Source organism: Pseudomonas fluorescens, from assembly GCF_902497995.1.
Taxonomy (GTDB): Bacteria; Pseudomonadota; Gammaproteobacteria; order Pseudomonadales; family Pseudomonadaceae; genus Aquipseudomonas; species Aquipseudomonas fluorescens_BK.
This window is the reverse complement of sequence record NZ_CABVII010000003.1, coordinates 117,236-137,411: the sequence shown is the minus strand read 5'-3', so window position 1 is coordinate 137,411 and position 20,176 is coordinate 117,236. Positions and strand designations below refer to the sequence as shown.

At 53.0% G+C, this 20,176-nt stretch carries 15 protein-coding genes and 1 pseudogene; 8 read left to right on the top strand and 8 right to left on the bottom strand.

Going from position 1 to position 20,176, the window contains the following annotated elements:
* Positions 1-276: 276 nt before the first annotated feature.
* From F8N80_RS04510 to F8N80_RS04490, 5 genes are all read right to left on the bottom strand, one after another.
* Positions 277-1,332 (bottom strand): glycosyltransferase, encoded by a 1,056-nt coding sequence (locus tag F8N80_RS04510; RefSeq protein ID WP_150783297.1) that lies wholly within the window; start codon positions 1,330-1,332, stop codon positions 277-279.
* On the bottom strand, positions 1,332-5,027 hold the full coding sequence (locus tag F8N80_RS04505) for a GT99 family glycosyltransferase N-terminal domain-containing protein (RefSeq protein WP_150783296.1): 3,696 nt from the start codon (positions 5,025-5,027) through the stop codon (positions 1,332-1,334). The genes F8N80_RS04510 and F8N80_RS04505 overlap by 1 nt, the downstream gene beginning before the upstream one ends.
* A complete protein-coding gene (locus tag F8N80_RS04500) occupies positions 5,024-6,331 on the bottom strand; it encodes an ABC transporter ATP-binding protein (protein ID WP_150783295.1) in 1,308 nt (435 codons plus the stop codon). Before F8N80_RS04500 ends, F8N80_RS04505 begins: the two co-directional genes overlap by 4 nt.
* Positions 6,321-7,139, bottom strand: a complete 819-nt coding sequence (locus F8N80_RS04495; RefSeq protein WP_150783294.1) for an ABC transporter permease — start codon at positions 7,137-7,139, stop codon at positions 6,321-6,323. Before F8N80_RS04495 ends, F8N80_RS04500 begins: the two co-directional genes overlap by 11 nt.
* Positions 7,140-7,874: 735 nt before the next feature.
* Positions 7,875-8,858 carry a glycosyltransferase family 2 protein gene (locus F8N80_RS04490; RefSeq protein WP_150783293.1) on the bottom strand — a complete coding sequence of 328 codons (984 nt, stop codon included), beginning with the start codon at positions 8,856-8,858 and terminating at the stop codon, positions 7,875-7,877.
* Between the two features lie 445 nt (positions 8,859-9,303).
* Here F8N80_RS04490 and F8N80_RS04485 point away from each other — a divergent pair, with 445 nt between their 5' ends.
* From F8N80_RS04485 to fabF, 4 genes are all read left to right on the top strand, one after another.
* A complete protein-coding gene (locus tag F8N80_RS04485; protein WP_150783292.1) occupies positions 9,304-11,298 on the top strand; it encodes a polysaccharide biosynthesis protein in 1,995 nt (664 codons plus the stop codon).
* 113 nt (positions 11,299-11,411) lie between these two features.
* Complete coding sequence (locus tag F8N80_RS04480) at positions 11,412-11,747, top strand: ComEA family DNA-binding protein (RefSeq protein ID WP_150783291.1); 336 nt, start codon at positions 11,412-11,414, stop codon at positions 11,745-11,747.
* A gap of 211 nt (positions 11,748-11,958) precedes the next feature.
* Positions 11,959-12,753, top strand: a complete 795-nt coding sequence (locus tag F8N80_RS04475; RefSeq protein WP_150783290.1) for an SDR family NAD(P)-dependent oxidoreductase — start codon at positions 11,959-11,961, stop codon at positions 12,751-12,753.
* Positions 12,754-12,785: 32 nt separating this feature from the next.
* Positions 12,786-14,060, top strand: coding sequence for a beta-ketoacyl-ACP synthase II (fabF, locus tag F8N80_RS04470; RefSeq protein WP_150783289.1), 1,275 nt, complete (start codon positions 12,786-12,788; stop codon positions 14,058-14,060).
* Here fabF and F8N80_RS04465 read toward each other — a convergent pair.
* The gene (locus tag F8N80_RS04465) at positions 14,057-14,614 is read right to left on the bottom strand and encodes a TetR/AcrR family transcriptional regulator (protein ID WP_150783288.1); all 558 of its coding nucleotides are present in this window, start codon (positions 14,612-14,614) and stop codon (positions 14,057-14,059) included. The genes fabF and F8N80_RS04465 overlap by 4 nt on opposite strands.
* Before the next feature lie 176 nt (positions 14,615-14,790).
* Between F8N80_RS04465 and F8N80_RS04460 the strand changes: the two are divergent.
* A pseudogene (locus tag F8N80_RS04460) lies at positions 14,791-14,910 on the top strand (GntR family transcriptional regulator); the annotation flags it as partial.
* A 169-nt stretch (positions 14,911-15,079) separates the two neighbouring features.
* On the opposite strand, the gene F8N80_RS04455 reads toward F8N80_RS04460, so the two are convergent.
* Positions 15,080-15,247, bottom strand: coding sequence for a DUF2897 family protein (locus F8N80_RS04455; protein WP_064678955.1), 168 nt, complete (start codon positions 15,245-15,247; stop codon positions 15,080-15,082).
* A gap of 134 nt (positions 15,248-15,381) precedes the next feature.
* Positions 15,382-15,927 (bottom strand): dTDP-4-dehydrorhamnose 3,5-epimerase, encoded by a 546-nt coding sequence (gene rfbC, locus F8N80_RS04450; protein ID WP_150783287.1) that lies wholly within the window; start codon positions 15,925-15,927, stop codon positions 15,382-15,384.
* A 271-nt stretch (positions 15,928-16,198) separates the two neighbouring features.
* On the opposite strand from rfbC, the gene kdpF reads away from it, so the two are divergent.
* Genes kdpF through kdpB form a run of 3 tightly spaced genes read left to right on the top strand, consistent with a single transcriptional unit; the run spans position 16,199 to position 20,078 of the window.
* On the top strand, positions 16,199-16,309 hold the full coding sequence (gene kdpF / locus F8N80_RS04445) for a K(+)-transporting ATPase subunit F (protein WP_150747005.1): 111 nt from the start codon (positions 16,199-16,201) through the stop codon (positions 16,307-16,309).
* Positions 16,296-17,996 (top strand): potassium-transporting ATPase subunit KdpA, encoded by a 1,701-nt coding sequence (gene kdpA / locus F8N80_RS04440; RefSeq protein ID WP_150783286.1) that lies wholly within the window; start codon positions 16,296-16,298, stop codon positions 17,994-17,996. The genes kdpF and kdpA overlap by 14 nt, the downstream gene beginning before the upstream one ends.
* Positions 17,997-18,020: 24 nt before the next feature.
* Positions 18,021-20,078, top strand: a complete 2,058-nt coding sequence (gene kdpB / locus F8N80_RS04435) for a potassium-transporting ATPase subunit KdpB (protein WP_150747007.1) — start codon at positions 18,021-18,023, stop codon at positions 20,076-20,078.
* Positions 20,079-20,176: the final 98 nt, after the last annotated feature.

Here is a 20,176-nt window from a genome sequence, read left to right as displayed (position 1 = left end):
AATCTCTACCATCGAGCCGTCACAGATTGAAAGCTTGGCAACCCGGAGGCGTCCATGTATGTGCGGGGGGGGGGGCAGGTGACTGCCATTCCTACCGCGACCGTTGTTCTTTCTATTCTGACTCAGAGGAGTTAGGGTTAGCTAGTCGACGCGCCGATCCACCATGTCGCGATGCGGTGTTGAATCATACGTCGACTTCCTGCTCTTCTCTGGGTAAGTCATAGGCTTAACTTCCTAGTCGAGCCTACGGCAGATTTATATTTTCCATTACTTTTATTAGATTGTACGAATCGTATTCGCGAAATTTTTAGAATTAATATTCAATGTTCTATGCTTTATCGTGTATTCAAATGCCGCATCAGCCAACTGGGCGCGCAATTCTTGTGAAGTTATCATTTTTTCTATCTGAGCAGTCCAGTGATCAACAGAATTGTCACATAATAAACCAGTGACATTATCCTGCACGGTGTCTGTATAAGCAGGAACGTTTGAATATACTCCAGGAATTCCTACTAAGGAGTAGTCAAGAAACTTTATATCCGACTTGGAGTCTGAGAACTTAGACTTAAGTAGCGGAGCTATGCCGAAATCCCATCGTAAATTCTCTGACATCCAGTGGCAGAACTTCTCGTATGGAACGTCTTTCTCTGGAACGCGTTTGATTGATACTGGAGCATCTCCAAAGATTTTCCGAATGGTGTCTTCATCGCCGATTCCAACGATCTCGAACTCTACATTGGATTCAAATTTTACCAATGCGTTCTTAATGGCTGCTGACACAAATATCAAGTCTTCCAAGTGGGTGAAGGTGCCCATGTATCCAAATTTTATTTTTTTGTTGGTTCTGGCTTCAGCTTTTCGATGAAAGAGCGTTTCGTCCAATGAGTTTTCAATAATATGGATATTCTGGTTAAGTGTAGTGAAGGTTTTTGCCAAGTTTTTAGTGGAGACTATAACGCCGTCGGCTTCTCTAGCTAAAAGTCGAATGATATTTTTTTGATCGAGCGTAGGCCACTCTCGGTCACCAATTCGAGAGTTTACATTTAGCAAGTCATCATCGGTTTCATATATTATTTTTATACCGCGAAGTTTTAAACTTCTTAACTGCTGCAACAGTTCGATTGTGTTGAATTGATGTACCCAGAGTCTCTCGATAATCACCACGTCGACCAAGTGTTCAGGGATCTTGGTGCCATAGGTCAGCTCTATCTGTTCAGCGACTGATGGATGCGACAAAGGACGTAGCAGTCGAATCACACTGCAGCCGTGCGGTTCAGCGCCGTTTGAGCTTTCGTACAATACATGCACTTTGATAGTAGATAAAAGACTCATCACTGTTTCCCCGCACGATCATCGTTAAAAAGACTGGTCATCAGTTTCAGCGCTGCTTGCTCAGGATAGTATTTTGTAATACTTAACGATTTCTTTCCAATATCGATGCGTCGCTGAGCATCACGAATAATTTCGCATGTTTTTGTGTAGCACATCTCTTCATTACGAGTATCAACCAGAATGCCCGTTTCACTGTCAATAATGATCTCTGAAAGACCTCCATTGATAGGCCCGACGTTGACCGCGCCGCTCGAAGCAGCTTCCATTGCTGTCAGTCCCATTGCCTGGAATGTCGAATAATCCAGGAACACATCGGTCGTTCTAAGCAGATGAGAAACTTGTGTTGCGTTAAGTTCTCCCAGGCATTCATGCTGAAAGTCATTTGACAGATTTTGATACGACGGATCTGACTGTTCTGCTCCAAATGTTTTTATGGTGACCGAGTTTCCAAATGTTGATTTCAAACGACTTAATATTTGCATCGTTAGTTCCGGGGAACGACGCGGAGTAGCGGGGCGCACCATCGCCGTAATTGTCAGTGGGTGACTATTGATGCGGCAAGCTGAATCCGGGCGGAACTCATTATCGTCAAAATCAGCTCCGATGACTTCGCAGTCAACGCCCAGACGCTTCATCAGAACGTCTCGATTCCACTCAGTTTTAGTAATCAATTTCATTTGGTCAATTAATGTATAGCTATTCCAAGCGCGTATGTATTCCGTGGAGCCTTCTGGGAAGAAATCCGGCTCAAAATCTTGGATGTAGTATCCAAATTTTTGCCTGCTGTTTTGCTTGACCAGTGGCAGGATCCATTCAACAGTCAGATACAACGTGGCTATTACAGCATCAAAATGTTGAGCGAATTCTGATAGTTCTTCCGGGGTGTATATATAGTGAGCAGGTACCGTGTTGTAGGGGTGACTTACTTCGAAAATTTCTTTGTTGGAACGCAAATTTACTATTTGGGCGTCCACTCCGTTGGCGATAAGTTTGGCTGCTTCCAAAAGGATAATATTGCCGCCGCCACCCGCAGTTCTTGCGGGGAGAACAAACAGCAGTCTTTTTCCTTGGAACGACTCAAGGGACTTTCGAGTGTCCATCTTATCTTGTATTAAGGACGTACGTTTTCTGATGTACTCAAGTGCTGGATGGTTTGCAGTAATATTAAGTTGCTGGTCGATTATCGCTTGTCCATGCTTGTTGGCGAGATTCACTCCTGCCGCTTTAGACAGTTCCATTCGTCTTTCATGCGAATAGCTCTTTGATTGTGCATGATAAACATATGCATCGTCAGCGATAGCGAGTTGCCAGCCAGCTTTAGCCGCGCGCAGGCAAAAATCGTTTTCCTCTCCATAGCCGCGCCCAAATACTTCTTCATCGAATATTCCGATTTCGGTAATTAGGCTGCGTTTTATCAAAAAGCAGAAGCCGTTAATGAACCCTACTTTCGGGTATATGCGTAGAGACTCTCTGGCAATTTCGTCAGCGTACTCCTGGATCGTTAGTCCCTTAGGTAGAGGATTATCGGTCCAATCACCGTTTACGTCGAATATATCAGGTACCGACTGCCAGGACGCCGTATTGCTGAGTGGTCCGACAATGCCGATTTTTGTATCACTATTGGCACAATCCAAAAGTCTTTCCAGCCAATATGGTGTTACGATTGTGTCGCTGTTGAGAAGAACTGAAAACTCGGCATCCGAGATCTTTAGACCGGTGTTGGCTGCTTTCGTATACCCGCCAGCGATTTCATTTCTATGAATGACACAACCCTGCTTTTTGGCGTAGTTAGATAAAAACTGCTGAGTTTCTATCGCACTGCCGTCATCGACTATAATCAATCGGAATGGTGGAAGCGTGAAGCAATTGATTGATTCCAAGCAGTTTTTTACATCAGAAAGTGCGTTGTGAACACAAACAATAATATCTACTGATGACGTATGGCGGTGAATTTCACGAGATGCGGCGCGTTCTTTATGTACATAGCTTTGCGTAGGTAAACTACTGCTTTCAAGTAGATGTCTCACTCGGGCACGGACGCCACTAAGTCCTTCTCTCCTGTATATAGTGTAGGCCTTTTTGGCGAGTATCGCAGGAGAACCGAAGTGTAGGCGCGCTATCGACAGTGCTTTCTTGAGTTGATGTATTCTATATAGTTGGTTGCGAATTGTGCGTAAAGGGCGAGTTATGCTCCAGGACGTACTCGTCAGTAAACCGTCAACATGAGCTCGGGAAATGAACAGAAGCCGTTCAACGTTTCTTAAATTTTGAAGCGTATCTTGTAATTGCTTCTCGAGATCTTTGTTTTCTCGATTCATCATAGATGAGAGTTGGGCGGTGTGTTGTTCGGTCGACACGATTTTCTGTGTGAGATTATTAAGGTCGGTTGTATTCGACTCGATAACTTTATTAAGATTGTCGACGGTTTCATTTAACTCATCGACGTTTTCAATTAACTCGTCAATAGTCCTGTTAAGGTTGTCGATTTGCTGGGCTTGAACTTCGGTTTCTATCATGTCTTTGAGTGATTCTTTTGGTTCTAAAGCGCTTTTATTCGAGGAGTAATGCTTAAGGTGATATTTAACTATGTCTGATTCGTTTTTCGAGCGGAGACGAAATCTTAAATAGTTAAAGTCAAATGCGAGGCCAGCAGGAATGAGATAAGAAAACAAATAGAAAGCCAGCCGATCTGTCTGCTCTTCGACAGATTTTGCCTCGGTGATGAATTTGTAAGAACACTCTCCCAGGATGTTTACTGGTTTTGATTGTAGTAAGGCTTCCAGTCCAACACTTGAGTTGATGGTAAGGAGGTTTTTGCACCTTTTGATAAATTTTATACTGTTTGCCGACTCATCCACTGCAAAGTCACTGGGTTTGACTCGAAAAAGACTCCCAGGATGACTTCTAACTAATAAGTCGGTGGTCGGGAAATGGAGCTGAGCATACGAAAGTGCGCTACGGTTGTCGAAGCCGTTGCCAAAGGCGATTAGGTTTGAGTCGTCTTCCACTTGAAGTACGACACCTACTTTAAGATCGTTTTCATCAACTGTTTCCGAGGGCTTTATTGACCTTTCAGTCTGGAAATAGTCCAGAAGTTGACGGGTGGAAATCGTCGTATTGATTGGCGCCTGAAGTGATTCATAACGAGTTTTCGCTTCGGTGTTGCCATTAACCCCAGTAAAGTCAAAGTACATTGTCGATCGATAGTCAGGGTCTCGCAACGGACCGAGCTCAAGATGTATCACAGGAATGCCGAATCTATTGGCTGCTTCCGATAGAGATGGGCAGTTACACCATGTAACTAGAGATTCGATGGTCCCATTGTAATTATCAAGGATACTTTCGATCTCTGCTGTTAAAGCCGGGATTGGTACGGTCAGGAGCTCTTTAAACGTGGCGTTTGGATTATTGTTGTTGCTCGATAGAAGCTCATCGAAAAATACAGGTGATAGAAAGTGCAAGTCATGTCTAGAGATTTCTTCAGAGGTAGGAATTGTATAGCCTAGCCTTTCTTGCGAGCTTTCCAAGAACTCCCAGCGCGTCGATGCTTTCTCGTTGGTTTGATCGGGCAAGTATTCCTCGCCGATAATGAACATGATCCTTTCATCATTGATCTTCAGAAATCTGTAAAAAACCCACAAATAAGGAGCGGAAACTCCTCTAAATGCATAGGGTGGAAGGAACACTGCAATCATTTCTCTACCCCTTGTAGAACCTTAATCGGAGCAAACACTACGCCTACTTGATTACGAGCCGACCAAAATTTGATTTGTTCCATGGGACGTCTTTGGTCGAGCTCCTCGCGCTCGCCATGAACGTTACAGGACAATCCACAATGTACGAGGTACTCCCCGGGGCTGATCGGTAATTTGACTTGGTATTCAAAAACTTGAGTGCCATTTTTCAGATGAAGTGGTTGCGATGCATTTAGGTTGTTGTCGCCCCATACATCGCTACCTTGAGCCTTGGAAAGTGAGATACCCAATATCACATCATCTATATCTTCTGATGAAGTGACTTCTAATCTGAAAGTTATTTCTTCCCCACAACGAATGACAGGGCTTTCGTTGAAGTAGCTACCATCTGATTTTATGATATCGAGTTTTCGAATGATCGCGCGGGCGGTTCCGAAACGTTTTTCGTTGAAGTTTGTATTTTGCTCGGACTGCTGCAGCTTTTTCAAATCTGAACTGCTGTGAATACTGTCTTCCGAATGAGCTTTGCTCTCTATTTCGATAGCAACCTGAGACTTCAGCATGCCTTTTTCATAGGCCAGCACTGCAGCTAGTACATCTTCAGTATCGATGACTATTTTTCCACCATCGACGACGATGCAGCGATCTGCATACTCCAGAATGCTTCCGGTAGAGTGCGTTACCATGATAATGGTTACGCCCTGTTTCTTAAGTTGTTCCATTCGTTTAAAGCATTTGTACTGGAAACCTATATCGCCAACTGAAAGTGCTTCGTCGACGATTAATATTTCAGGGTCCACGCAGGCTTGTACTGCAAAGGCCAGTCTTACATACATACCACTGGAATATGATTTGACGGGCTGGTCAATAAAATCTCCGATATCGGCGAATTTTTCGATTTCGGAGAAACGATTGTCGATCTCGGTTTTCGATAATCCGAGTACGCTTCCATTTAGGTAAACGTTTTCCCTGCCGGTGAAATCTGGGTTAAATCCCGCTCCCAACTCTAACAGAGCAGCAATTCGTCCGCGCACGACGACGTCGCCTGAAGATGCAGACAAAGTTCCACAAATAATTTGCAGCAGCGTAGATTTACCCGCTCCATTGCGTCCGATGATCCCGATCGTTTCACCGCGCTTTATATCAAAAGACAGATCTCTTAGAGCCCAAAACTCTCTAAAATATTTTTTCTCGGACGAACTGAAACGGGGAAATAAAAACTGTTTTAGCCTATCTCGAGGGGAATCATAGATCTGAAAGCATTTGCTCAGATTTTTTACGCTGACAACTGTTTCAGAGCACATCGGAGAACCCCTTGCGCGTTTTTTGGAACCAAGCGAAACCAAGCCATAGGATGATTAGCGAAATGACCATTGAAACTCCGAACATTCTCCAGTCAGGGAGATTTCCATAAATAAGTATGGATCTTGACTGTTCTATAGCAGAAGTTAATGGGTTGAGTAGAAATAACCCTTGATATTCTTTTGGTAAAGACGAAAGAGGGTAAAAAATTGGAGAGAGGAACATTAATGCAGTTGTTAGGATGCCTATGATTTGTGAAACGTCCCTGAGGTATACCCCCATAGATGCCAAAAACCAAGAGAATCCTAATGTCATGAATATGAGTGGAAGTAGCATGAGCGGTAATAAAAGGCTGGTAACCGGTGGTATACCGATAATCGTGAAGTGGAATAATAGCCACACGATAAGACTGATAAAAAGATGGAATAATGCTGCGCCCATTGAGATTATTGGAAGTATCTCGAGAGGAAAGACGATTTTCTTCACATAGTTGGTGTTGAATAAAATTGTACTCGGGGCCCGGGTGAAGCACTCGGCAAACATATTGAATATGATTAGTCCGGAGAACAAAATTAGCGCAAATTCGCCTTTTGAGCTTTCGACATTGTTCCAGCGCGCTTTGAAAACTACGCTAAATACGAAGGTGTAGACGGTCAACATCAGTATCGGATTGAAGAAGGACCAAAAAGTACCGAGAAAAGACCCTTTGTACTTACCCGCTACTTCACGCTTAATCAGCTCGAAAATCAACCCGGAGTGTCTCCATGCACTTTTGACTATTTCCATAGGGTTAGAACTATATGATCGCATTAATTAGATGTCTCCGATGTTTCAAGAATTGTTTCCAGCCTGGTTTTTATACAGAGTCAGTCCGGAAGAAAAAGGCTCCTTTAGGGAGTGATTTTTTTCATACAAAATGTGGGAGCAGACTCGCATGGTTACAGGGGCCCCGCCGAATGTGCGCATGAGGGCCATGCGCTTCCCTGGGGAAATGGCGTACCTGAAAAGCCAGCACATTTTCCAATGAGAGGCCAGCATAGCCAAGGAGACAAACGGTGTCGCACCAAGATGCTGGCTCTATCCGTGCTCGTAAATGAAAGTGGTAGGGGCGCACTCACGCTCATTTTTTTGTCACCTGATTGTGCAGCGGGAGTTACATCAGCCCGTTTCATCTCATACTCCCGTTTTCTCTTGCTTTCGGTCAGTCTGACTCTGAAGCGTTCAGCGACATTGCTCAGAAGCGGAAAGGACGGACGATGGCCAGGATGGGCTCCTTTGCCAAGAGCCCAAACGCTCCAGAAAGCATTGGAGGTTTGGCTGGTCATTTTGCTGTGGATACCTTCAGTTCGGGCACGGCCGTACATCATTATCGACTACCACCTAAGCTCATCAACTGTCACTCAAAGGGTAGTGACTATTTGGACATCACCCCTCGCCGCTGGCGGGCGGCACCTTACCATATGTGCGGCCTGGAGGCATCTGCGTCTGAGGTGCCAGGTCGATCAGAGCCTCTCGATCTGCCGTGCCGACACTCAAGAGGATTGTTCAGATACTGTTCAGGCATGTGGCGACAAAAAGGCTGACGTTGCCTCGAGCAGTTTGACGGTAAACTCCTGCTTTTTTCATCAAGCGTAATCTTTGAAAAAAAGGGCTTTGGCGTGCAGTCTTGAACCTGTCGAGAGCCAACCGGCTATCCGGAGCAAGTTTTTGCTTGAAACTATCGAGAACAAGCAAGTTCTGATTGCTCCACTCACTAAATCGGCCTGAGCACATTTTACTGATGCGAACCAGTTGATCCCTGAGTCCTGCATTAGCGCCGATCAGATTGCCACTGTGTTGCCGGTAATCGAGAGTGGGAATTGGGTCATAGATAACCACTCCGCCACAACCGGTTACGAGGAGGTAAGTCAGCCAGTCGTGAGCGACGATTACGGCATTTTCTGGCGTTTGCGTTAACAGGGCTCGAGCCTGGGCGTTGATCAACATGGTGTTGGCCCCAGCAATACTTTGAACCAAGGCGTTACAGAAATGAGGTGGAGCTGAAAACAGCGGGGAAAAGCCCAGAATATGTTTATCAGCTGACACCAGGCGGGTCCTGGAGCAGTAAAGTGCGGGTGTGTTGGTGGCGAAATTGAGTCGGGCGATACTTCGCTCCAGTTTATCTTCGAACCAGATATCGTCCTGATCGCTGAATGCGAAATAGTCTGCCGTAATGGATTTGTTTTTTATGAGAGATAGAAAATTTTTCGCGAAGCCTTGGCGTGGACCATTCAGAATGAATAAGCGGTCTTCCCCGACCTTTTTTTGAAGGGTTTTAAGGATGTCCAGGGTATTGTCGTTAGACCCATCATCGGATGCATAGATAACCCAATTTTTATGTGTTTGCCGAATGAACGACTGCAATTGCTCGCCGAGGAACTCGGCGCCATTGTATGTGCAAAGCAATATTGCGACTTTTACGCTGGAAAGCGCTTCAACGTCACTTTGATTACCAAGCGGATTTGACGAGTGATCTGGCAGCGTGTTCATTCTCAATCTCAAGCGTTACCGAGTCGAATACCTCAGTAGGGGAACCGATTGTGTAACCCCCTTGATTTGAGTGGCGTGCAGTCAATTCAAGGCTGTTTTTGTGTTATCAGAGCTCTGCACATCAAGGTGTTTACCCATCCGTAGAGTCTACGAAATCGCATTTTAAAGTGGTTTGTCACAAATGTCTGTCCTAGAACGACACCAGTGCCGCGTCGGGTGTCGGCCGGCTGCAACCACTTTTATTGGGGCCGTCAGTGGTTGTAGTGGCTCGCAGGAGAGCACCGAGCCGTTGGTAAAAATCTGGCTGCACTGGATTCGTGAAGGCTTTTCGGATGTAAATTGATGTCGGCTAGCCGCTTGGGGGAAATTCATGTGCCAAAAAGGTTCATATTGGTACAATGCGCGCATTCACGTGAGAGGATGAGACGCGGTGTTCGATGATGCCATGGATAGACTCAGAGCTTTTTTGGTAGGCCTGCCGCGTCGGAAAAAACGCCTCATTCAGGTCGCCACCGACGTGGTGCTAGTGTGGGGCGCTCTCTGGCTCGCATTCATCGTCCGCCTCGGCATCGATGACATGTACAACCCCTTGAAAGTCCATTTTTGGCTATTCGCCTCTGCCCCTGTCATAGCCATTCCCTTATTCATACGTTTCGGCATGTACCGCGCTGTCATGCGCTATTTCGGCAACGATGCCCTGATCGCAATCATTAAGGCTGTCAGCCTTTCGTCACTGATTCTGGCGGTGGTTGTCTACTGGTACAGCAACCACCAAACCGTCGTCCCGCGCTCAATTGTCTTCAACTACTGGTGGTTAAGCCTTGTCATCATTGGTGGACTACGCCTTTGCATGCGCCAGTATTTCATGGGTGACTGGTTCAATGGCGCCCAACACGTACCTTTCGCCAATCGCGACGAAGGACTCATCAAAGTCGCGATCTATGGTGCAGGCGTGGCTGGTAATCAGCTCGTTGCGGCGCTTCGCATGGGGCGGGTGATGCGTCCAGTGGCGTTTATCGATGACGATCCAAGCATTGCCGATCGCTCGATTGCCGGGCTGCAGGTCTACAAACCCAAACACATCCAACAAATGATCGATGAAACAGGCGCCCAGGAAATTCTCCTGGCTCTGCCGTCATCTACCCGCGCACGTCGCAGGGAAATTCTCACAATGCTGGAGCGTTTCCCGCTTCACATAAGAAGCGTTCCCAATTTCACCGATCTGGCCAGCGGTCGGGTAAAGGTCGAGGACATCCAGGAGGTAGATATCGCGGACCTGCTGGGTCGCGATTCGGTGCCGGCACAACCGGACTTGCTCGAACGTTGTATCAAAGGCAAGACAGTCATGGTCACGGGCGCCGGCGGATCGATCGGTGCCGAGCTTTGCCGGCAGATTTTTGCGCTTGGCCCGACCACGCTTTTGTTGTTCGAACACAGCGAGTTCAACCTCTACAGCATTCTCTCGGAGCTCGAACAGCGCGTTTGTCGAGAGTCGGTTCCGGTCAGATTGTTGCCAATTCTCGGTTCCATTCGTCACCAGCACAAATTGCTGGACGTCATGAAGACCTGGGGCGTGGACACCGTTTACCACGCCGCCGCTTACAAGCATGTACCGATGGTAGAGCACAACATTGCCGAAGGTGTGTTGAACAATGTGATTGGTACGCTCAACACTGCCCAGGCGGCGTTGCAGTCGGGGGTATCCAACTTTGTGTTGATCTCCACAGACAAGGCTGTGCGCCCGACCAACATCATGGGCAGCACCAAGCGTTTGGCCGAGTTGACCCTGCAAGCCCTCAGTCACGAAATCGCCCCGGTGCTGTTCGGCGACAAGGCCAATGTGTCTCGGGTGAACAAGACCCGTTTCACCATGGTGCGTTTTGGTAACGTGCTGGGATCTTCCGGCTCGGTGATCCCGCTGTTTCACAGTCAGATCAAATCCGGTGGGCCCTTGACGGTCACCCACCCGAAGATCACGCGCTATTTCATGACCATCCCCGAAGCCGCGCAACTGGTGATTCAGGCGGGTTCCATGGGGCAGGGCGGCGATGTGTTCGTTCTGGACATGGGCGAGCCGGTTAAGATCGTCGAGCTGGCCGAGAAGATGATTCACTTGTCGGGCTTGAGCGTTCGTTCGGAAAAGAACCTGCAAGGCGATATTTCGATCGAGTTTACCGGACTGCGTCCCGGTGAGAAGCTGTACGAGGAGTTGTTGATCGGTGACAACGTGGCAGCCACCCAGCATCCAATGATCATGAGTGCCCACGAAGATCACCTGCCCTGGGATGTACTCAAGGAGCGTTTGAGGGAGTTGTTGATGGCCGTGGATCATGACGATTACGCGCGCGTCCGCCAGCTCCTGCGCGAAACCGTCAGCGGCTACACCCCAGACGGCGAGATCGTCGACTGGATCTACCAACAACGTCGCCTCGAACCCTGATTGTTTCACATCCCGCAACAGACACATTTTTGACAGTCTCCATCCATCGCCTAAGTTTGGAAGGCAGCTTCGGAAAAAGCTGCTTTCCCAATCGATGTCATGGAGCGTCATTTATGCGTACTGGCTACTTCTATTCTCTGGTTTTTGCCCTGCTCACCAGTGTCTCTTTCGCTGCCGTTGCTGCGCCAGCAGTCAAGCCCGAAGCGGGCAATGCACCCCAGGTGCAACAAATGTCACCCGAGGCACAGTCCGGTAAAGTCGATCTCAACAAGGCGGATGCGTTGACCCTGCAGAGTGAGCTGTCCGGTATCGGGGAGGCCAAGGCCAAGGCGATTGTTGCGTATCGTGAGAGTAATGGAGCGTTTTCGTCAGTGGACGAGTTGCTCGAGGTCAAGGGGATCGGTAAAGCCCTTCTGGATAAGAATCGCGAGAAGCTTGTAGTGAACTAAGCTACTAAGACAGCGCCAGAGGCCGGTCATTGACCGGCCTTTTTTGCATCTGGGGAACGGCGAGGACGGTGCGCCTTTCGTCAGCCGGAGAAAAATTACGGCTATCATATTCATGTTATATTATGTGTATAATAAACCGATCACTCACTGAAGCGTTTTGAACCCTAGCGCTTGGCTTTCCTTTGAGCCTCTTCTATACAGGAGCACTGTCATGAATTCTGTCCAAACCCAAGGTACGGCCCTCGTTACCGGTGCCTCTTCCGGCATCGGCGCCATCTACGCCGAGCGCCTGGCGGCGCGTGGTTTCGATTTGTTGTTGGTCGCTCGCGATCAGGAGCGGCTGGAAGCGGCGGCGAGCAAGTTGCGCGCCGAGCATGGCGTTCGGGTCGAGGTGCTCAAGTCAGACCTGACGCAAAAGGATGATGTGCTGAAGCTCGAGCAGCGTCTGCGCAGCGATTCAAGTATCAGCCTGCTGTTGAACAACGCCGGTGTTGCAGCGGATGGTTTGCTGGCCAACGCCGACATGGATCAACTGGAGCGCATGATTCAGCTGAACGTCACGGCGGTCACGCGACTGGCTTCGGCAGCGGCGGCCAGTTTTGCCAAGGCGGGCCGCGGGACGATCATCAACATTGCGTCTGTGGTGGCTTTGTTTCCCGAGCGCTTCAACGCCACTTACAGCGCCAGCAAGGCTTATGTGTTAAGTCTGACCCAGTCGTTGAACGCCGAGCTGGATGGCACCGGGGTCAAGGTTCAAGCCGTGTTGCCTGGGGTAACACGCACCGAGATCTGGGAGCGCTCCGGTATCGATGCGACCCAGATCCCGGCGGATATGGTGATGGAGGCGGGGGAGATGGTTGATGCGGCGTTGTCGGGTCTGGACCAGGGTGAGTTGGTCACCATCCCTTCGTTGCCGGATGCCGCCGACTGGGATGCCTTTGTTGCGGCGCGTCATGTGATGGCGCCGAATCTTTCCAAAAGCAAGGCCGCCTCGCGTTACAAATGAGGTGCCATCCATTGGCTTGAGGTAATCGCAGTATGAGTGGTCGTCGAGTGGTTGTGACAGGCATGGGCCTGGTGTCTCCGTTGGGTAGCGGTGTCGAGGCCGTCTGGCAGCGTTTGTTGGCGGGGCGTTCAGGAGTGCGCCAGTTGCCCGACGGGGTGGTTGCCGATCTGTCGACCAAGGTGGGTGGCGCGGTGCCGACCCTGGCTGAGGACGCCGAGGCGGGATTTGACCCGGATCGGGCAACGTCGCCTAAAGAACAGAAGAAGATGGACCGCTTCATATTGTTTGCCATGGAGGCGGCTCGTCAGGCGCTCGAGCAAGCGGGTTGGCAGGCGCTGGACGCCAATGCCCAGGAGCGTACGGCGACCATTATCGGTTCCGGCGTGGGCGGTTTCGGGGCGATTGCCGATGCGGTGCGGACCACCGACAGCCGTGGTCCGCGGCGATTGTCGCCGTTCACCATTCCTTCGTTTCTGGTCAACCTGGCTGCCGGTCATGTGTCGATTCAGCACGGTTTCAAGGGGCCATTGGGTGCTCCGGTGACGGCGTGCGCGGCCGGGGTTCAGGCGATTGGCGATGCGGCGCGGCTGATTCGTTGCGGTGAGGCGGACATTGCGGTGTGTGGCGGTGCGGAAGCGGCGATCGATCGCGTCAGTCTGGCCGGATTTGCCGCGGCTCGCGCCTTGTCCAGTGCTTACAACGACACCCCGGAGCGTGCTTCGCGGCCGTTCGACAGCGGTCGCGATGGCTTTGTCATGGGTGAGGGCTCCGGTCTGCTGGTGATCGAATCCCTGGAGCATGCCCTGGCTCGCGGCGCGCAACCGTTGGCCGAGCTGGTGGGTTATGGCACCAGCGCCGATGCTTTTCACCTGACCGCCGGCCCCGAGGATGGCAGCGGTGCGCAGCGGGCCATGTCGCTGGCGTTGGCCCAGGCGGGTATTTCACCTGCGCAGGTGCAGCATCTCAATGCCCACGCAACCTCGACGCCGATCGGGGACCTCGGTGAGCTGGCCGCCATCAAGGCTGTGTTTGGCGCGGATAACAACATTGCGGTGACCTCGACCAAATCTGCCACCGGGCATTTGCTCGGTGCGGCAGGCGGAATCGAGGCGATCTTCACGCTGTTGGCAATTCGCGATCAGGTTGTGCCGGCCACCCTCAACTTCGATAACCCGGACCCCGCTACCCAAGGCGTGGACATCGTCCATGGTCAGGCGCGGCCGATGGCCATTGAATACGCGTTGTCCAACGGCTTCGGCTTTGGCGGGGTCAATGCAAGTGTGCTGTTCAAACGCTGGCAGGATTAATCCCGGGTTTGTTTGAGATAGGCGCGCGTGACGTCGAGAATCCGCTGGGCGAACTGCGGATTTTCGACACTGCGCGATAGCAGCAGCGCCCCGACCAGGGTCGACATGATGACGATGGCGCGGTCGGCGGCGTCCTCGCTTTCGAGGGTGGCTTGCACTTGGTCGAGCCGTGCATTGAGCACCACGTCAGAGGTCGGACTTGGCTGTCCGCGCAGGCCGAGTTCCGACGACATGGTCGGCAGCGGACAACCTTCATCCGGTGAAGTCTGGTGCCATTCAGACAAATAGGCATCAATGAATGTTTCCAGCGGTTGATCCTGGGCAAACAGTTCGGCGCAAATAACGTCTACCTGATCACCCGCCGCTTGCAGGGCTTTTTCTACCAGTTCGTCCTTGGACTTGAAATGCGAGTAGAAGCCGCCGTGAGTCAAACCCAGCGCTTTCATCAATGGCTGCAGGCCGGTCGCGCCGATACCGTCGCGACGAAACCGCGCTGATGCTTCCTTGATAATACGTTGGTGGGTCTGAGCTTTATGGTCCTGCGAGTAACGCATTTTCAATCTCCGCAACAATGCACCATCTTAACCAATGAAAATTGGATGGTGACTGTACTTCTACTGCTAAAAAGCATGCAGATGCGTCCAACTTCGTCTTGCTGAATCGATTTGATTGGCACGGATAGTGATTACTCATTGATTGAGGATTGTTGAACAATCACGAGGTAATGAGCTTGATCAGCGGACTTTCCCTGGCCGATCACATCACTTTTGAGCTGCGCGCCGACATCATCGGCGGTCGTTTGCTGCCTGGGATGGCGCTGGTGGAAAACGATCTGGTGTCGGCCTGCAACGGGTTGCATGGCTTGTACATTGCCCAGGCGGATTGGGAGAACTAAGCGAAAAGATCGTCCGAACGCGGCCCGAACCTGCGGCAGCTCCACATAGGAACGCACATTCCGCGGAGCTGCCGAAGGTTCGGGCCGCGTTCGGACGATCTTTTGATCTTCTGACTTCTGGAGTCTAGCGGTCCTGCGCATCCTTGGCATCCGCTTGCGCGTTGCGTTCGGCGACGCGTTTGCGTTGCTCTTCGGTCAGTTCGACCTTGTTGGCGGTGTCGCGCAGCATCATCAAACCGCCAACGATCGAGCCGATTGCAACGACCAGAATCAACCAGGCATACCAGGGCATAGGGCTCTCCTCGAGGGCAGGCCGGTTGGCGGGTTTCGCCAATCGATCGTGCATACCACTTTGAGCGATTTAGTTTCGCAGTGGTTCCATTCTATGCCTGTTATGCCCCATGCATCTGCGCCAATCGCTCAGGGTTACGGAAAAACGTCAGCGTCCTTGAACAACTTCGCAGACTGATCCTTTGCGGACAGTTGCGGTGCTTCGTCCAGTTGCCAGTCAATGGCCAGGTCCGGATCGTCCCAACGGATGCTGCGCTCGGCGGATGGCGTGTAGTAGTCGGTGGTCTTGTAGAGAAACTCGGCGAAATCGCTCAACACCACAAAACCGTGGGCGAAACCTTCCGGGACCCAGAGCTGGCGATGGTTTTCGGCGGAGAGGCGCACAGCGACCCATTTGCCGAAGTGCGGCGAGCTGCGGCGAAGATCCACGGCTACATCAAGTACTTCACCGACCGTCACGCGAACCAATTTGCCTTGGGTGTTTTCCAGTTGGTAATGCAGCCCACGCAATACACCTTTTTGCGAGCGCGAATGATTGTCCTGGACAAATTGAGTGTCCAGGCCAGTGGCATCTTCAAAAGCCTTGGCGTTGAAGCTCTCGTAAAAGAAACCTCGCTCATCACCAAATACCTTCGGTTCGATGATCAGAACACCGGGCAAATCGGTGGTGATTACGTTCATGGGTATTACTCCGGCAATAGTCATCAATGGCCGACATTCTTGCTTAAAGCGTGCGCTGATGCGAGTAGCAGATGTCGACCCTTTGGCTCAATCCACCACGCCTCGCGGGCTGATCGCAGAGAGCTCCGCCCGAACACCCCTATAACCCCAGCGTAACCCCACTCTTTACGCTTTCTTTATACCCCGCCACCTCCCTCGATCTCGTTCCTTTACAGCCTCCCTGCCGACAATGACTGCAACGCGGCAATACGCCGTAACACGGAGAATTTCCATGAGCGTTCTGGACGGAGTGTCACTGCTGCTGGCAGTGGGACTGTTCATTTATCTGTTGGTTGCGCTGTTGCGCGCGGACGAAACCAGGAGCGGCCATGCACAGTTATGACTATTGGCTGATCCTCGCCTTCCTGGCCGTGGTGCTGATCCCAGCGCCGTTTCTCGGGCGGTTCTATTACAAGGTCATGGAGGGGCAGCGCACCTGGCTGACGCCGATCCTCGGACCGGTCGAGCGCGGGTGCTACACAGTGGCCGGCGTTGATCCGCAGGCCGAACATAGCTGGCAGAAATACACCCTGGCCTTGCTCGCCTTCAACCTCGCGGGCTTCTTGCTGTTGTTCATGATCCTTTTGTTCCAGGACCACTTGCCGCTCAACCCGCAGCACTTGCCGGGTCAGGAGTGGACGTTGGCGTTCAATACCGCCATCAGTTTCATGACCAACACCAACTGGCAGGCCTACAGCGGTGAAGCGTCCCTGAGTTACCTCAGCCAGATGGCCGGCCTCACCGTGCAGAACTTCGTCAGCGCCGCGACCGGCCTGTCGGTATTGGTGGCGTTGTGTCGCGGTATCGGTCGCAAGTCGGCCGCGACCCTGGGCAACTTCTGGGTCGACATGACCCGCGCCACCCTCTACGGCCTCCTGCCGCTGTGCCTGCTGCTGGCGCTGTATCTGGTCTGGCAGGGCGTGCCACAAACCTTCGCGCAGTACGTGAATGCCGTGACCGTGCAGGGCGTCGATCAGGTGATCCCGCTCGGCCCGGCCGCCAGCCAGATTGCGATCAAGCAACTGGGCACCAACGGTGGTGGCTTCTTCGGCGTCAACTCGGCGCATCCGTTCGAGAACCCGACGGCCTGGAGCAACCTGTTCGAGATGGCGTCGATCATCCTGATCCCGGTGGCTCTGGTGTTCACCTTCGGCCATTACGTCAAAGACCTGCGTCAGAGCCGCGCGATCATCGCTTGCATGCTGGCGCTGTTCCTGATCGGCGGCGCGACTTCGCTGTGGGCCGAGTACCAACCGAACCCGACCCTGAATAGCGTCGCCGTCGAACAGGCCGCGCCGCTGGAAGGCAAGGAAGCGCGGTTCGGCACCACCGCCACGGTGCTGTGGTCGGTGACCACCACCGCGGCGTCCAACGGTTCGGTCAACGGCATGCACGACAGCCTCAACCCGCTGAGCGGCATGGTGGCGCTGGTCAACATGATGGTCGGCGAAGTGATTTTCGGCGGCGTCGGCGCCGGGCTCTACGGCATGTTGCTCAACGTGCTGATTGCGGTGTTCCTCGCCGGGCTGATGATTGGTCGCACGCCGGAATACCTGGGCAAGAAGTTGCAGGCCAGGGAAGTGCAACTGCTGGTGGTGACCTTGCTGGTGATGCCGGTCGGCGTGCTGGTGCTGGTGCTCGGCGCCATCGCCGCCAGTCTGCCAGGCCCGGTCGCGGCGGTGAGCAATCCCGGCGCCCATGGCTTCAGTCAGTTGCTGTACGCCTACACCTCGGCCAGTGCCAACAACGGTTCGGCGTTTGCCGGCTTTGGTGCCAACAGCGCATTTCACAACCTGATGCTGGGCCTGGGCATGTTGATCGGTCGCTTTGGCTACATCCTGCCGGTACTGGCTTTGGCCGGCAGCCTGGCGATGAAGAAGACCGCGCCGATCGGCCAGAACAGCTTCCCGACCCATGGCCCGTTGTTCGTGACCTTGCTGACCGTGACCATTTTGCTGGTGGGCGGTTTGACCTTCTTGCCGACCTTGGCGTTGGGCCCGATTGCCGAACATTTGAGCATGGGCTTCTGAGCCTCTTTTTTTAGGAGCAGGATGATGAATATGCCCGCAATCAAACCGGCCACCGTCAAGGCGCCGGAACAACCGAAAACCGCAATCTCGGCCCTGTGGCGCCCGGCGCTGGTGCAAGCCTTCGTCAAGCTCGACCCACGGCAATTGCAGCGTGCACCGGTGATGCTGGTGGTCGAACTGACCGCTATCCTCACCACCGTGCTGTGCTTCATTCCTGACAGTGCCGTGCCGACCTTTGTCGCCGCGCAAATTGCGCTGTGGCTGTGGTTCACCGTGCTCTTCGCCAACTTCGCCGAAGCCCTGGCCGAAGGTCGCGGCAAGGCTCGCGCCGATAGCCTCAAGGCCGGTAGCGAAGGCTTGAGCGCCCGCCGCAAAACCACCGGTGGCGCCTTCCAGGTGGTGCCCGCTGCCAGTCTGCGCAAGGGCGATGTGGTGCGCGTCGAAGCGGGGGAAATGATCCCCGGTGACGGCGAAGTGATCGAAGGCATCGCCGCGGTCAACGAAGCGGCGATCACCGGCGAATCCGCGCCAGTGATCCGTGAATCCGGCGGCGACCGTTCGGCCGTCACCGGCAACACCCGCCTGGTGTCCGACTGGCTGCTGGTGCGCATCACCGCCAATCCCGGTGAGTCGACCCTGGATCGCATGATCGCTCTGGTCGAAGGCGCCAAACGCCAGAAGACCCCGAACGAAGTGGCGCTCGACATCCTGCTGATCGGCCTGACCCTGATCTTCCTGCTGGTGGTTGTCACCCTGCAACCCTTCGCCCACTTCGCCAATGGCAGTCTGCCGCTGGTGTTCCTGGTGGCGTTATTGGTCACGCTGATTCCGACCACCATCGGCGGGTTGCTGTCCGCCATCGGTATTGCCGGGATGGATCGTCTGGTGCGTCTGAACGTGATTGCCAAATCCGGTCGCGCCGTGGAAGCGGCGGGGGACGTGCACGTCCTGCTGCTGGACAAGACCGGCACCATCACCTTCGGTAATCGGCGTTGCACCGCGGTTCATGCAGCGCCGGGTGTCAGCGCCAGGGAGCTGGCCGAAGGCGCGCTGTTCGCTTCGCTGGCCGATGACACGGCGGAAGGCAAATCCATTGTCGAGTACTTGCGCGGGACTCATCCACAGCCCGAGCCGGCCCTCGAAGTGCTGATGGCGGTGCCGTTCAGTGCCGAGACTCGCCTGTCCGGTGTCGATTATCAGGGGCGGGTCTATCGCAAGGGCGCGGTGGATTCGCTGCTGACGTTCGTCGGCCTCACGCGTGCCGATCTCGCACCCGCCTTGTCCCGTGAAATCGACAGGATTGCCCAAAGCGGCGGCACCCCCTTGCTGGTCTGCGCCGACGGTCAATTGCTTGGTGCGATTCACCTCAAGGACGTGGTCAAGCCAGGCATTCGCGAGCGTTTCGCCGAGCTGCGCAAACTGGGGATACGCACGGTCATGGTGACCGGCGACAACCCGCTGACGGCGGCGGCGATTGCGGCCGAGGCGGGCGTGGATGACGTGTTGGCCGAAGCCACGCCGGAGAAAAAACTGGCGCGCATTCGCCATGAACAGAACGACGGTCGCCTGGTCGCCATGTGCGGTGACGGCGCCAACGATGCCCCGGCCCTGGCCCAGGCGGATGTCGGCATGGCGATGAACGACGGCACGCAAGCCGCGCGCGAGGCCGCGAACATGGTCGACCTCGACAGCGACCCGACCAAGCTGCTGGACGTGGTGCAGATCGGCAAGGAATTGCTGGTGACCCGCGGCGCATTGACGACCTTCTCCATCGCCAACGACGTGGCCAAATATTTTGCGATCCTGCCGGCGTTGTTCGCCTCGATCTACCCGCAACTCGGCGTGCTCAACGTCATGCACCTGAGCAGTCCGCAGAGCGCGATCCTCTCGGCGATCGTGTTCAACGCCTTGATCATCGTGGTGCTTATCCCATTGGCCTTGCGCGGTGTGCGGGTGCAGGCGGCGAGTGCTGCGGCGTTGCTGCGCCGCAATCTGCTGATCTACGGGCTGGGCGGGATTGTGGTGCCGTTCGTGGGGATCAAGGCGATCGACATGCTGTTGACGGCGTTGCATCTGGTTTGATTCTGGTGCGGTGTGCCAATCACACCGCCTTCGCGAGCAAGTCGAATCGTCGCACCGCCGCTCCCACAGGGGAATGCATTTCAAATGTGGGAGCGGAC

What these genes read in the sequence shown, in the direction of transcription:
- F8N80_RS04480 (WP_150783291.1), top strand. Translation starts at nt 11,412, where the DNA reads ATGCGTACTGGCTACTTCTATTCTCTGGTTTTTGCCCTGCTCACCAGT.
- F8N80_RS04465 (WP_150783288.1), bottom strand. Translation starts at nt 14,614, where the DNA reads ATGCGTTACTCGCAGGACCATAAAGCTCAGACCCACCAACGTATTATC.
- fabF (WP_150783289.1), top strand. Translation starts at nt 12,786, where the DNA reads ATGAGTGGTCGTCGAGTGGTTGTGACAGGCATGGGCCTGGTGTCTCCG.
- F8N80_RS04495 (WP_150783294.1), bottom strand. Translation starts at nt 7,139, where the DNA reads ATGCGATCATATAGTTCTAACCCTATGGAAATAGTCAAAAGTGCATGG.
- rfbC (WP_150783287.1), bottom strand. Translation starts at nt 15,927, where the DNA reads ATGAACGTAATCACCACCGATTTGCCCGGTGTTCTGATCATCGAACCG.
- F8N80_RS04455 (WP_064678955.1), bottom strand. Translation starts at nt 15,247, where the DNA reads ATGCCCTGGTATGCCTGGTTGATTCTGGTCGTTGCAATCGGCTCGATC.
- kdpB (WP_150747007.1), top strand. Translation starts at nt 18,021, where the DNA reads ATGAATATGCCCGCAATCAAACCGGCCACCGTCAAGGCGCCGGAACAA.
- F8N80_RS04485 (WP_150783292.1), top strand. Translation starts at nt 9,304, where the DNA reads ATGGATAGACTCAGAGCTTTTTTGGTAGGCCTGCCGCGTCGGAAAAAA.
- F8N80_RS04500 (WP_150783295.1), bottom strand. Translation starts at nt 6,331, where the DNA reads ATGTGCTCTGAAACAGTTGTCAGCGTAAAAAATCTGAGCAAATGCTTT.
- F8N80_RS04505 (WP_150783296.1), bottom strand. Translation starts at nt 5,027, where the DNA reads ATGATTGCAGTGTTCCTTCCACCCTATGCATTTAGAGGAGTTTCCGCT.
- F8N80_RS04510 (WP_150783297.1), bottom strand. Translation starts at nt 1,332, where the DNA reads ATGAGTCTTTTATCTACTATCAAAGTGCATGTATTGTACGAAAGCTCA.
- kdpF (WP_150747005.1), top strand. Translation starts at nt 16,199, where the DNA reads ATGAGCGTTCTGGACGGAGTGTCACTGCTGCTGGCAGTGGGACTGTTC.
- F8N80_RS04475 (WP_150783290.1), top strand. Translation starts at nt 11,959, where the DNA reads ATGAATTCTGTCCAAACCCAAGGTACGGCCCTCGTTACCGGTGCCTCT.
- F8N80_RS04490 (WP_150783293.1), bottom strand. Translation starts at nt 8,858, where the DNA reads ATGAACACGCTGCCAGATCACTCGTCAAATCCGCTTGGTAATCAAAGT.
- kdpA (WP_150783286.1), top strand. Translation starts at nt 16,296, where the DNA reads ATGCACAGTTATGACTATTGGCTGATCCTCGCCTTCCTGGCCGTGGTG.